This is a genomic window from Streptomyces sp. NPDC088766 (genome assembly GCF_044750845.1).
Taxonomy (GTDB): Bacteria; Actinomycetota; Actinomycetes; order Streptomycetales; family Streptomycetaceae; genus Streptomyces.
Genome location: NZ_JBIVKQ010000020.1, coordinates 56,643 through 68,925 on the forward strand (window position 1 = coordinate 56,643; position 12,283 = coordinate 68,925).

12 protein-coding genes are annotated in these 12,283 nt (G+C 70.3%); 9 read left to right on the top strand and 3 right to left on the bottom strand.

Annotation, left to right across the window (positions count from 1 at the left end; translation table 11 throughout):
* Window positions 1-28 precede the first annotated feature (28 nt).
* From ACIP5W_RS25310 to ACIP5W_RS25335, 6 genes are all read left to right on the top strand, one after another.
* Window positions 29-427, top strand: a complete 399-nt coding sequence (locus ACIP5W_RS25310) for a DUF742 domain-containing protein (RefSeq protein WP_263213113.1) — start codon at window positions 29-31, stop codon at window positions 425-427.
* On the top strand, window positions 408-983 hold the full coding sequence (locus ACIP5W_RS25315; protein ID WP_030793795.1) for an ATP/GTP-binding protein: 576 nt from the start codon (window positions 408-410) through the stop codon (window positions 981-983). The genes ACIP5W_RS25310 and ACIP5W_RS25315 overlap by 20 nt, the downstream gene beginning before the upstream one ends.
* 380 nt (window positions 984-1,363) lie before the next feature.
* Window positions 1,364-4,651 (top strand): nitrate- and nitrite sensing domain-containing protein, encoded by a 3,288-nt coding sequence (locus ACIP5W_RS25320; RefSeq protein ID WP_401477797.1) that lies wholly within the window; start codon window positions 1,364-1,366, stop codon window positions 4,649-4,651.
* Between the two features lie 10 nt (window positions 4,652-4,661).
* A complete protein-coding gene (locus tag ACIP5W_RS25325) occupies window positions 4,662-5,075 on the top strand; it encodes a roadblock/LC7 domain-containing protein (protein ID WP_004983065.1) in 414 nt (137 codons plus the stop codon).
* A gap of 96 nt (window positions 5,076-5,171) precedes the next feature.
* Window positions 5,172-5,759 (top strand): DUF742 domain-containing protein, encoded by a 588-nt coding sequence (locus ACIP5W_RS25330; RefSeq protein ID WP_401477800.1) that lies wholly within the window; start codon window positions 5,172-5,174, stop codon window positions 5,757-5,759.
* Window positions 5,740-6,321, top strand: coding sequence for an ATP/GTP-binding protein (locus ACIP5W_RS25335; protein WP_071369867.1), 582 nt, complete (start codon window positions 5,740-5,742; stop codon window positions 6,319-6,321). Before ACIP5W_RS25330 ends, ACIP5W_RS25335 begins: the two co-directional genes overlap by 20 nt.
* Before the next feature lie 254 nt (window positions 6,322-6,575).
* On the opposite strand, the gene ACIP5W_RS25340 is transcribed toward ACIP5W_RS25335, so the two are convergent.
* Together ACIP5W_RS25340 and ACIP5W_RS25345 are read right to left on the bottom strand one after the other, a co-directional pair.
* Window positions 6,576-6,770: an acyl-CoA carboxylase subunit epsilon gene (locus ACIP5W_RS25340; protein ID WP_401477804.1), complete on the bottom strand. Its 195-nt coding sequence runs from the start codon at window positions 6,768-6,770 to the stop codon at window positions 6,576-6,578.
* A 57-nt stretch (window positions 6,771-6,827) separates the two neighbouring features.
* Window positions 6,828-8,423, bottom strand: a complete 1,596-nt coding sequence (locus ACIP5W_RS25345) for an acyl-CoA carboxylase subunit beta (protein WP_401477807.1) — start codon at window positions 8,421-8,423, stop codon at window positions 6,828-6,830.
* Between the two features lie 401 nt (window positions 8,424-8,824).
* Between ACIP5W_RS25345 and ACIP5W_RS25350 the strand changes: the two genes are divergently transcribed.
* Window positions 8,825-9,433, top strand: a complete 609-nt coding sequence (locus ACIP5W_RS25350) for a YceI family protein (protein ID WP_401477810.1) — start codon at window positions 8,825-8,827, stop codon at window positions 9,431-9,433.
* Between the two features lie 577 nt (window positions 9,434-10,010).
* A complete protein-coding gene (locus tag ACIP5W_RS25355) occupies window positions 10,011-10,646 on the top strand; it encodes a hypothetical protein (protein ID WP_401477813.1) in 636 nt (211 codons plus the stop codon).
* A 28-nt stretch (window positions 10,647-10,674) separates the two neighbouring features.
* Here the strand turns inward: ACIP5W_RS25355 and ACIP5W_RS25360 are convergent, their stop codons facing one another.
* Window positions 10,675-10,983: a YdeI family protein gene (locus ACIP5W_RS25360; RefSeq protein WP_401477816.1), complete on the bottom strand. Its 309-nt coding sequence runs from the start codon at window positions 10,981-10,983 to the stop codon at window positions 10,675-10,677.
* A 441-nt stretch (window positions 10,984-11,424) separates the two neighbouring features.
* Here ACIP5W_RS25360 and ACIP5W_RS25365 point away from each other — a divergent pair, with 441 nt between their 5' ends.
* A complete protein-coding gene (locus tag ACIP5W_RS25365) occupies window positions 11,425-12,207 on the top strand; it encodes a serine protease (protein ID WP_401477819.1) in 783 nt (260 codons plus the stop codon).
* Window positions 12,208-12,283 lie beyond the last annotated feature (76 nt).

Below are 12,283 nucleotides of genomic sequence, written 5' to 3' on the forward strand. Positions count from 1 at the left end.
GAGACTTGCTGTCCCGCCCGGAGGATTCATGACCCCGCCCACCGCCTCTCATGATCCGTACGCGGAGCCGTACGGGGACGAGGGCGACCAGCCGCTGGTTCGTCCGTATGCGATGACCGGCGGCCGGACCCGGCCGCGCTACCAGCTCGCCATCGAGGCGCTGATCAGCACGACGGCCGACCCGGCAGCGCTCATGGGGCTGCTCCCCGAGCACCAGCGCATCTGCCACCTCTGCCGTGAGGTGAAGTCGGTCGCAGAGGTCTCGGCGCTCCTCTCCATGCCGCTGGGTGTGGCGCGGATCCTCGTGGCGGACCTCGCCGAAGCCGGACTGGTGGCCATTCACCAGCCGGGCGGCGACGAGAACAACGGTGGCGCACCTGACGTGACGCTGCTCGAAAGGGTGCTCAGTGGACTTCGCAAGCTCTGACGGAGGGCGGGCCACCACCTCCGCGAAGATCGTGGTGGCGGGCGGCTTCGGCGTGGGCAAGACCACGTTCGTGGGCGCCGTCTCCGAGATCAACCCGCTGCGCACGGAGGCCGTGATGACGTCCGCCAGCGCGGGCATCGACGACCTCACCCACACCGGGGACAAGACCACCACCACGGTGGCCATGGACTTCGGGCGTATCACGCTCGACCAGGACCTGATCCTGTACCTGTTCGGTACGCCGGGCCAGGACCGCTTCTGGTTCATGTGGGACGACCTGGTGCGCGGTGCCATCGGCGCCGTGGTGCTGGTGGACACCCGTCGGCTGGCCGACTGCTTCCCGGCGGTGGACTACTTCGAGAACTCGGGTCTGCCGTTCGTCGTGGCCCTCAACGGCTTCGACGGTCAGCAGCCGTACCAGCCGGAGGAGGTCCGCGAGGCACTGCAGATAGGGCCGGACACCCCGATCATCACGACCGACGCCCGGCATCGTTCGGACGCCAAGTCGGCGCTGATCACACTGGTGGAGCATGCGCTCATGGCTCGCCTGCGGTAGGCAGGACACCTATATGTAGGGCCGTACGCCGGTTGTCGTAGGCGTTCCGGAGCCGGCTGTGGACTTGGACACGGCCGGCTCCGGTGTTCATAACGTTTCGGCAGAGGAATCGGGTGATACCGCCACGCGTCGCGGTCGCTTGGTGCCGTTGCGCACACGAGGGCCCCGTCATTTGGCGGGGCTCGCTCTTTTTGACCGTTTTATCTGGGGCTTACATCACTACGAACCAGTACTACTCCATGTTTGGAACTGCACTGGTCGTCGTGCTGGAATGCCTGAACTGCCCAATAGTCAATGACGTACTCATGGTCGATGGCTGACCGGGCTCTGAGACACTGCGGCACGACGAAGGTGCCGACCGCCGAGAGGTTGTTGGTCGAGTGAGGCGAAGCAAGAAAAGTCCCGAGCCGGCGGCCCGGGGCAACTTCACCCCGCCGCCGCGCGGAGCGGCGCCCGCCCCTGTGCCCGGCTCGGAGCCGTCGGCCGCACCCGCCAAGAGCGGCGGCCGCCTCTCCCCGCGCAACTGGCGGGTGCCCACCAGGCTGAACGCGATCCTGCTCATACCCGTGCTGGTCGGCCTCGTCATGGGCGGCTTCCAGGTGAAGGGCTCGATCGACACCTGGCAGCAGGCCCGCGACGCCGAGAAGGTCGCCAAGATCGTGGCCGCCGCCGGCGAGTACGCCGAAGCCCTGCTGAACGAGCGTGACGTCTCCGCCGAACCACTGCTGCAGAACAAGAAGGACAGCGAGGTCGTCAAGGACGCCCGCGCCCTGACCGACCAGAAAGCCGCCGCCTTCCGCAGCGAGACGGCCGGCATGCCGGACAAGGAAGGCCTCAAGCGCCGCCTCGACCTGGTGACCAAGGCGGAGCCGGCTCTCGCGAAGATCCGCGCGGCCGCCTACACCAAGGCGCTCGACCCGGTGAAGACCGAAGAGGGCTACGTCGCGGTCGAGCACCTGCTGATGGAGTTCTCCAACGAACTCGGCCTCGGCACCGGCAACATCACGGCCTACGGCCGCACGGTCTACGCGATCGCCCTCGCCAAGGGCTCCGAGTCCCTCCAGCGTGCGATCGGCATGCACCTCCTCGTCCGGCCCAGCCCCGACGAGACGGTCTTCCGCCAGCAGCTCACCGCCTTCACCTCGTACGCCTACCTGGAGAACGTGGCTCTCCAGGAGTACGTCTCCGGTGGCACCACGCAGGACGCGGCGCGCCTCACCGAGGTCATGAACGAGAAGACCGCGGAAGGCAAGAAGCAGGCCGCCGAAGCCCAGGAGAAGGCGGAGGCCGCCGACCAGGACTACGTCGCCCCGCCCGCCATGGACAAGATGGTCCAGGCGATCGGCAGCGGGCAGTCGCCGGCGCAGCTGGCCGAGCAGGGCGTCACCGCCCAGGCCTGGATGTCCGCCGCGACCCTGAAGTTCGAGGGGTACAGCCAGGTCGAGAAGGAACTCATCGACCGCGCGGTGACCGACGCCGGCCAGATCGCCTCCGACGCCCAGCAGGACGCCGTCATCAACGGCGCGATCGTCATCATCGCCCTGCTGACCGCGTTCATCATCGCCAGTCTCATGGCCCGCCAGATGAGCCGCTCCATGCGCCAGCTGCGCAACGCCGCCTTCGGCATCGCCGAGCAGCGGCTGCCGATGCTGGTCGACCAGCTCTCGCGGACCGACCCCGGCCGGGTCGACACCCGGGTCACGCCGATCCCGATCACCACCACGGACGAGATCGGCGAGGTCGCCCGCGCCTTCGACCAGGTCCACCGTGAGGCCGTCCGGCTCGCCGCCGAGCAGGCCCTGCTGCGGGGCAACATCAACGCGATCTTCACCAACCTGTCGCGCCGCAACCAGTCCCTGATCGAGGGCCAGCTCACCCTGATCACGGATCTGGAGAACAACGAGGCCGACCCGGACCAGCTGGAGAACCTCTTCCGCCTGGACCACCTCGCGACCCGTATGCGCCGCAACGGCGAGAACCTCCTGGTCCTCGCCGGCGAGGAGCCGGGCCGCCGCTGGGACCAGCCGGTCCCGCTGGTCGACGTGCTGCGCGCCGCCTCCTCCGAGGTGGAGCAGTACGAACGCATCGAGCTGTCGGGCGTCCCGGAGGCCGAGATCCACGGCCGTGCCGTGACCGACCTCGTGCACCTGCTGGCCGAGCTCCTCGAGAACGCCACCACGTTCTCCTCCCCGCAGACCAAGGTCCGGGTCACCGCGACCCGTCTCCCCGACGGCCGCGTGATGATCGAGATCCACGACAAGGGCATCGGCCTCACCGCCGAGGACTTCGCGGACATCAACCACAAGCTGGCCAACCCGCCGACCGTGGACGCCGCGATCTCGCAGCGCATGGGCCTGTTCGTGGTGGGCCGGCTGTCCGACCGGCACGGCATCCGGGTCCAGCTGCGCCCCTCGGGCGAGCAGGCCGGCACCACCTCGCTGGTCATGCTGCCCGACGCGATCACCCACGGTGGCGGTGGCGAGCAGCCCGAGCGCACCGACTTCACCGTCTCGCAGATCATCCCGGAGCAGCGGTTCCAGGGTGAGGACTTCAACCACCAGCCGCTGCGCACGGCGGCCGAGCTGGGCTTCGACGACAGCCAGTACGCGGAGGTCCCCGACGATCCGCGCGACCTGGACCCGGTCGGCCGCTCCCTGATGCGCGAGGAACGCCGGGCGGCCCTGGACTCCCCGGCGCCGGACGGGCCCGACCAGCAGCGGTCCGCCACGACGCCCGCGTACGGCGACGGTTTCGACCAGCCGCAGCAGCAGCCCGCGTTCGACGCCTCCCCCGACGGCTACGCCCCGGCGCAGAACGGCTACGACAACGGCGCGACCGGCTATGCCGACCAGTCGCCGGCGTACGACCGGCAGACGTCGTACGAGGAGCGGCAGCAGACGGCGTACGAGGACCCGTACGGCACGTCCAACGGCGGTGTGCCGCAGGGCGAGGCCTTCCCGGCGGGCGGCACGGGGCCGCAGAACGGTGCCTTCGGGCAGCACGGCGGCTACCCCGACCCCGCGTATGCGGAGGCCGCCCAGGAGGAGCGGGCGCCGGAACGGCAGGCCGCGCCGGAGGGCTTCCAGCCGTACGAGGAGCAGCCCTACCAGGACGACTGGCCGCAGCAGAACAGTTATCAGAACGGCTACCCGGACCAGTACGCTCCGCAAGCGGAATCCGCACAGGCCGCTGACGCCGGTGAGCAGGACGGCGTAGGCTTCGACCGTCCGGGACCGGCCCCCGCCGCCGCCCACGAGCTGACCGACGCCGGACTGCCCCGCCGCGGATCCCCCGCGGCGAACGGTGCGAACGGTGCACGGTCCGTGGCCCAGGAAGCGCCGGGCTCCGTCGCGGACGGCCCCGCCGACTGGCGTTCGGCGAACGACGAGCGCTGGCAGCAGGCCGCCCAGCTCAAGAAGCCGAAGGCGGGCGGAGTCACCTCCTCCGGTCTGCCGCGACGGGTGCCCAAGGCCAATCTGGTCGAGGGCACCGCCGAGAGCACCCCCCAGGGAGGCCCCCAGGTCTCCCGCGCCCCGGAGGACGTCCGAGGCAGGTTGAGCAACCTGCGTCGAGGCGTTCAGCGCGGACGCAACGCAGGAAGTGAACCGAACGGTCAGGCCAGAAACCAGCACAGTGGCCCTGACAGCACCTACAACCAGGAGCGTTAGTGTGAGCCCGATGAGCCAGGCGGCACAGAACCTGAACTGGTTGATCACCAACTTCGTGGACAACACCCCGGGGGTGTCCCACACGGTGGTGGTCTCCGCCGACGGACTCCTTCTGGCGATGTCCGAAGGCTTTCCCCGCGACCGTGCCGACCAGCTCGCGGCCGTCGCCTCCGGTCTGACGTCGCTGACGGCAGGCGCCTCCCGGATCTTCGAGGGAGGCAGCGTGAACCAGACGGTTGTGGAGATGGAGCGGGGATTCCTGTTCATCATGTCCATCTCGGACGGTTCGTCGCTCGCGGTCCTCGCCCACCCCGAGGCGGACATCGGCCTCATCGGGTACGAGATGGCCCTTCTGGTGGACCGAGCCGGTACGGTCCTGACGCCCGACCTTCGTGCGGAGCTCCAAGGGAGCCTTCTCAACTAACAGACAGACGGTGCGTTTTGGCGTTCCGAGGCCGTAGGGTTTCGGGACGCGGCTTCCACATGATGGGTGCCAGGCACAGTCGGAGGAGGAGAGAAAGTGGCAACACCCCCAGACGGTTCCCATTCGGGCAACTGGTCGTACGGCCCTGCCCAGGGCCAGGGCGACGGTTCGTACGACCCGAACCGTTACGCCTTCCCCTCCGCTCCGAACCAGCGTCAGCCGTACGCGCCCCAGGGCCCGCAGGGCCCCGGACCGTCGCCGTACGACCAGCCGCACCAGCCGCGCATCCAGCCCGTGCAGCCACAGCGCCACGCCCCAGAACCGGCGCCCGCCGGGGGGACGAACAACCCCTTGGTGCGTCCGTACGCCATGACCGGCGGCCGGACTCGCCCGCGGTACCAGCTCGCCATCGAGGCACTGGTGCACACCACCGCGGCTCCGCACCAGATGCAGGGGCAGCTGCCCGAGCATCAGCGGATCTGCAACCTCTGCCGGGAGATCAAGTCGGTGGCCGAGATCTCGGCCCTCCTGACGATCCCTCTCGGTGTGGCCAGGATCCTCGTCGCCGACTTGGCGGAGGCGGGACTGGTCGCCATCCATCAGCCCGGCGGCGACGAGAGCGCCGGCGGCCAGCCAGACGTGACACTGCTCGAAAGGGTGCTCAGTGGACTTCGCAAGCTCTAGCGGCGGTCCTTCCCGCTCCACCACCTCGGCGAAGATCGTGGTGGCGGGTGGCTTCGGCGTGGGCAAGACCACGTTCGTCGGGGCCGTCTCGGAGATCAACCCGCTGCGTACCGAGGCCGTCATGACGTCTGCTTCGGCAGGCATCGACGACCTCACCCACACCGGAGACAAGACGACCACGACGGTCGCCATGGACTTCGGCCGCATCACGCTGGACCAGGACCTGATCCTGTACCTCTTCGGTACACCCGGCCAGGACCGCTTCTGGTTCATGTGGGACGACCTGGTGCGCGGCGCCATCGGCGCGATCGTCCTGGTGGACACCCGCCGACTCGCCGACTGCTTCCCGGCGGTCGACTACTTCGAGAACTCGGGTCTCCCCTTCGTGATCGCCCTCAACGGCTTCGACGGCAACCAGCCGTACCAGCCGGACGAGGTGCGTGAGGCTCTCCAGATCGGCCCCGACACCCCGATCATCACGACCGACGCCCGCCACCGCGCGGACGCCAAGTCGGCGCTGATCACACTGGTGGAGCACGCGCTGATGGCGCGCCTGCGGTAGGACTTCCGTGAAAAAGCCCCTGTGCCCCTCTCCGGAGGGCACAGGGGCTTTTTCACGTCACCGGTCAGTGGAGCCGGGCGGGGTCCCGGCCGGCGGCCGCGCGGGACGCCGCCGCCGGCGGGAGTGGCCGAAAACCCTCGGGGCCCGCTCGCCCCCTGCGTCCTCGAACCGCGGCCCACCGCATGCGTGAAGGCCCCGGCCGCCCGTGCTTGGATTCAAGGGGGCGTCGGGGCCTTCGTCGTGCTTGCGGGCGGTCAGCGCCAGCTGTGCGGGGCGCGGAAGCCGCCCTCGCGCTCGAGGCGGCGCCAGCCGGCCTTGCGGCGGCCGTGGTGGGCCCGGGTGGGCTCGGAGGAACGGGAGGCGGCACGGGCCAGCAGGATCGCCGTGAGAGCGGCGACCTCCTCGGGCTCGGCGTGGCCCTTCTCGACGCGGATGTCAGGCGTGGTCATGGATGTCAGTCTCCGTGAGAGAGGTTTCCGCAAGGGGGTCGCGGAAAGTCCGCTGGGTTACTGCGGGGGGTTGCCGTGCTTGCGCGAGGGCAGGTCGGCGTGCTTGGTGTGCAGCATCGCCAGGGACCTGACGAGGATCTCGCGGGTTTCGGCGGGGTCGATGACGTCGTCGACGAGGCCGCGCTCGGCGGCGTAGTACGGGTGCATCAGCTCGGACTTGTACTCCTTGACCATGCGGGCCCGCATGGCCTCGGAGTCCTCGGCCTCGGCGATCTGGCGGCGGAAGATGACGTTGGCGGCACCCTCGGCGCCCATGACGGCGATCTCGTTGGTGGGCCAGGCGAAGGTGAGGTCGGCGCCGATGGACTGGCTGTCCATGACGATGTAAGCACCTCCGTACGCCTTGCGCAGGATCAGGGAGATCCGGGGCACGGTCGCGTTGCAGTAGGCGTAGAGGAGCTTCGCGCCGTGGCGGATGATCCCACCGTGCTCCTGATCGACGCCGGGCAGGAAGCCGGGTACGTCCAGAAGAGTGATGATCGGGATGTTGAAGGCGTCGCACATCTGCACGAAGCGGGCGGCCTTCTCGCTGGCCTCGATGTCGAGGACGCCGGCGAGGCTCTGCGGCTGGTTGGCGACGATGCCGACGACCTGGCCGTCGAGCCGGGCCAGGGCGCAGATGATGTTGCGCGCCCAGCGCTCGTGGACCTCCAGGTACTCGCCGTCGTCGACGATCTCCTCGATGACCTTGGTCATGTCGTACGGCCGGTTGCCGTCCGCCGGGACCAGGTCGAGCAGGACGTCACTGCGGCGGTCCGCCGGGTCCGTGGACTCGTGGCGCGGCGGGTTCTCGCGGTTGTTCTGCGGGAGGAGGGAGAGGAGGTAGCGCACCTCCGCGATGCAGGTCTCCTCGTCGTCGTAGGCGAAGTGGCAGACGCCGGAGGTCTCGGCGTGCACGTCGGCGCCGCCGAGGCCGTTCTGCGTGATCTCCTCGCCGGTCACGGCCTTGACCACGTCGGGGCCGGTGATGAACATCTGCGAGGTCTCGCGGACCATGAAGACGAAGTCGGTGAGGGCGGGGCTGTAGGCCGCACCGCCCGCGCACGGGCCGAGCATCACGCTGATCTGCGGGATGACGCCGGACGCCCGGGTGTTGCGCTGGAAGATGCCGCCGTAGCCGGCGAGCGCGGAGACGCCCTCCTGGATACGGGCCCCGGCGCCGTCGTTCAGCGACACCAGCGGGGCCCCGGCCGCGATGGCCATGTCCATGATTTTGTGGATCTTGGTGGCGTGGGCCTCGCCCAGCGCGCCGCCGAAGATGCGGAAGTCGTGGGCGTAGACGAAGACCGTACGGCCCTCCACCGTGCCCCAGCCGGTGATGACACCGTCGGTGTACGGCTTCTTGGCCTCCAGGCCGAAACCGGTCGCCCGGTGCCGGCGCAGTTGCTCCACCTCCTGGAAGGACCCCGGGTCCAGCAGCAGCTCGATCCGCTCCCGGGCGGTCAGCTTGCCCTTGGCGTGCTGCGCCTGGGTCGCCTTCTCGCCCGGCCCGGCCAGCGCCTGCGCACGGATCTCGTGCAGCTCGGCGACACGCCCGCGCGCGTCCGTGGGCTCGGCGGTCGGCTCACCGGTCGTCTCTTCCAAAACGGTCATGTAGTGACCTTACGAAGACCATCAAGGAAAGTGAGACGTCGACTCCGTACAGTCTCCGGCGCGTTTTCCTGGTACCCCTGAACAGAACCATGCCGGCATGCAGGCGTTCCGACTGCTCAGGGCCCGTGCCGCTTGTGGGGGTCGCACAAAGAGCGGCCGTGAGACCAACTTCACATCATCGCCCGACGGTCGCCGCCCAGTGGAGTGACGGGGGCCGCGCGAGGTCTCCGGAAGGGCGGCCTCGCGCGACGATGGAAGGGCATCCGGAAGACATGCGCGAATGAAGTTGAAAGTTGAACGGAATAGGTCTACGGTCTGCCTTGTTGAAGGCCTCGTTGAACATTCAACATCACCGCCCGTTTCATCGATCCGTTGATCGATCCGTCCCCAAGGAGCACGACATGGGCATCTTCGGCCGCAAGAACACCGACGAGACCACCGCGCCCACGGCCGCCGCCGTGAACCCGGACCTCGCCGCCCTGACCGGCGACTACACGATCGACCCGGCGCACTCGACCATCGGGTTCGTCGCCCGGCACGCGATGGTCACCAACGTCAAGGGCAAGTTCAACGAGTTCACCGGCTCGCTGCACCTCGACGGCGCCGACCCGGCCAGGTCCACCGCCACCATCGACGTCACGATGCAGAGCGTCGACACCGGGTCCGCCGACCGCGACAACCACCTCAGGACCGCGGACTTCTTCAAGACCGACGAGTTCCCGACGATGACCTTCCGCTCGACCGGCGCGGAGGCCCTGGGCGGCGACGACTACCGCATCACCGGCGACCTGAGCATCCTCGGCGTCACCAAGCCGCTCACCATCGACCTGGAGTTCAACGGCTCCGCCAAGGACCCGTTCGGCAACGAGCGCGTCGGCTTCGAGGGCAAGGCGGAGATCCTGCGCTCCGAGTGGGGCCTGACCTGGAACGCGGCGCTGGAGACCGGCGGCGTCCTGGTCTCCGACAAGATCAAGCTGAACTTCGACATCTCGGCCATCAAGAACGCGTGACGCGTCAGCGACGCCACGCACCCTGAGCGCGCCCGCCCTCCACTCCCCCCGTGGGGAGGGCGGGCGCTCGGCATGTCCGGGCGCGGGCGGTGGGAGCGGGGGCGACGGGGTGCGGATGCGCGCGCCGGAGGGGGCGGCGGGGTGCGGATGTCCGGACCGGGCGTGCGCGGGGCGCGGAGCCGGCTCGAGCGCTCGGGGCGCGGGCGCGGGGCGGGTACCGGCGCGCGAAGCGCGGGCGCCGGGCGGGTGGGCACCGGCGCGGACGGAGCGCGGGCACGCGCTACGACGCCGGAGCCGGCGCGGACCGGGACGTGCCCGCAGGTCCGGACGCTGACGCGGGACGTGCCCGCAGGTCCGGACGCGGACGCGGGACGCGGCGCGTGCCCGGTGCTCGGCGTGGACACGGGCGCGGACGTCGGTGCGGGGCGGGGCGCGGGCGCCCGGCGGGGCGGGGCGCGAGGGCAGGGCGGACCCGGACACAGGTGCGGGGCCGCCGGGTGCGCGACGGTCGTGGGTGTCGGTCGTTCATCAGGGCGCCCCCGCCGACGCGGCCGGGGATCGTGACAGAGGAGGCGCCATGACCAGGACCGGACCGCAGCACTACCCCGGCGCACACCGTGACCACTGGTACCAGGACGACTTCGGCGGCGACCGGATGGAGGTCAACGTCGTCGTCCTGCACACCACCGAGGGCCGCTCGCTGCCCGGCTACCAGGGCGGCGCCTCCGCGCCCAACCTCACGGCGGTGCCGGACCTGGCGGCGAAGAAGCTGACGTGGTACCAGCACTTCGACATCGACATCTCCTCCCGCGCCCTGCGCAACAGGCCCGGCGGGGTGGAGACCAACACACTGAACGTCTGCCAGGTGGAGCTGGTCGGCACCTGCGACCCCGAGACGCACACCAAGTGGCAGATGGGCGGGAAGGCCCACGTCTACTGGCCGAAGGCGCCGGAGTGGGCGCTCCGCGGACTCGCCCGCTTCCTGGCCTGGGCGCACGAGGAGCACGACGTACCGCTGCGTGGCCCGGCGCTGTGGCCGGCGTACCCGAAGTCCTACGGCAACGGGGCCGGGCAGCGGATGAGCGGGGCGCGCTGGAACGCCTTCAAGGGCGTGTGCGGGCACATGCACGTGCCGGAGAACGACCACGGCGACCCGGGAGCCATCGACTTCGACGAACTGATCCGGCTGGCGAAGGCGGCCGTACAGGGCTGACCGCCCTCGCCGAAGGGCCGGCGGCGCGTCACCCGCCGTCGGCCGCGGCCTCCAGCCGCGCGACGACGGTCGCCGCCCGAGCGGTCCGCTGCTGCGGGGAGCGGGCGCGGAGCACGCCGAGCATGGCGAGGTACCGGTCGGTGCGGCCCGGCCGCTCGAAGACCGCGCGGGCCCGTGGACCGCGTTCCAGGGCGGCTTCGAGTTCCGCGGGAGCGGTGGCGTGCCGCTGCGAGGCGTACGCCGCCGCCCACCGTCCGTCGGCCTGTGCCGCCGCCACCTCGGCGACCCCGGCGGGCCGCATCCGGCCGGCCGCGGTCAGCTCATCGACCCGGCGCACGTCGACCGCCGACTGCCGACCGCCGACCGCCGACCGCCGACCGCCGACCGCCGACCGCCGACCGCCGACCGCCGACCAGAGGCTGCCCGGCCTGCGCGGGGTGATCCGCTGTTCGAGTGGTGGGTGCCGGCCTGGAACGAGCCGGCCATCGGCTTCTACAAGTCGCTCGGCGTGGAACCGCTGGAGGAGTGGAAGGTGTGTCGGCCCGGCGGCGGACGCCCGCGTGGCCGAGGGGCCCGGCGGGGTGCTCGGGCGTGGCCGGATCGCCTCTCTTGTGCGAAGGCTTGCGGCGTTCTCATAATCCAGCAACAGATTTGACCTGCCCATGCCAGCAAATGGGCATTCTTTTGTTGCCGCTGTTGTCATGGACTCGTCAATTCCGTGTTTCGGGCACCACCAGATCCCCCCGACTCCGGGTCACCCCCCACGGAAGGCATCACGTTGAAGAAACTCCTCACGGCGCTCAAGAGACTCGCGGCCGTCGGCGCCGCCGCGCTCGCGATCGCCAGCCTTCAGCCCGTCTCGTCCGCCCAGGCCGCGCCCTCGCCCGTCGTGGGCGGAACCCGCGCCGCGCAGGGCGAGTTCCCGTTCATGGTCCGGCTCTCCATGGGCTGCGGCGGCGCGCTCTACACCCAGCAGATCGTGCTCACCGCCGCGCACTGCGTGGGCTCGACCGGCGCCAACACCAGCATCACCGCCACCGCCGGCGTCGTGGACCTCCAGTCCACCACCGGCCGGGTCCAGGTCCGCTCCACCTACGTCTACCGGGCCCCCGGTTACAACGGCAACGGCAAGGACTGGGCCCTCATCAAGCTGGCGCAGCCCATCAACCTGCCGACGCTGAAGATCGCGACCACCACGCAGTACAACACCGGCACCTTCACCGTCGCCGGCTGGGGCTCGGCCACCGAGGGCGGCGCCCAGCAGCGGTACCTGCTCAAGGCGAGCGTGCCGTTCGTCAGCGACGCCACCTGCCGTTCCTACAGCGGTTACAGCGGCCTGATCGCGAGCGACGAGATCTGTGCCGGGTACGCGGCCGGCGGCGTCGACACCTGCCAGGGCGACTCCGGCGGCCCGATGTTCCGCCGCGACTCGGCCAACGCATGGATCCAGGTCGGCATCGTCAGCTGGGGCATCGGCTGCGCCCGGCCCAACGCGCCCGGCGTCTACAGCGAGGTCTCCACGTTCGCCTCGGCCATCGCCTCGGCGGCGGCCTCCCTCTGACCCACCCGTACCCCACCGCGTCCGTACGACGTCCACGGGCCCGGCGCGTCCGGCGCCGGGCCCGTGCGCGATGGCC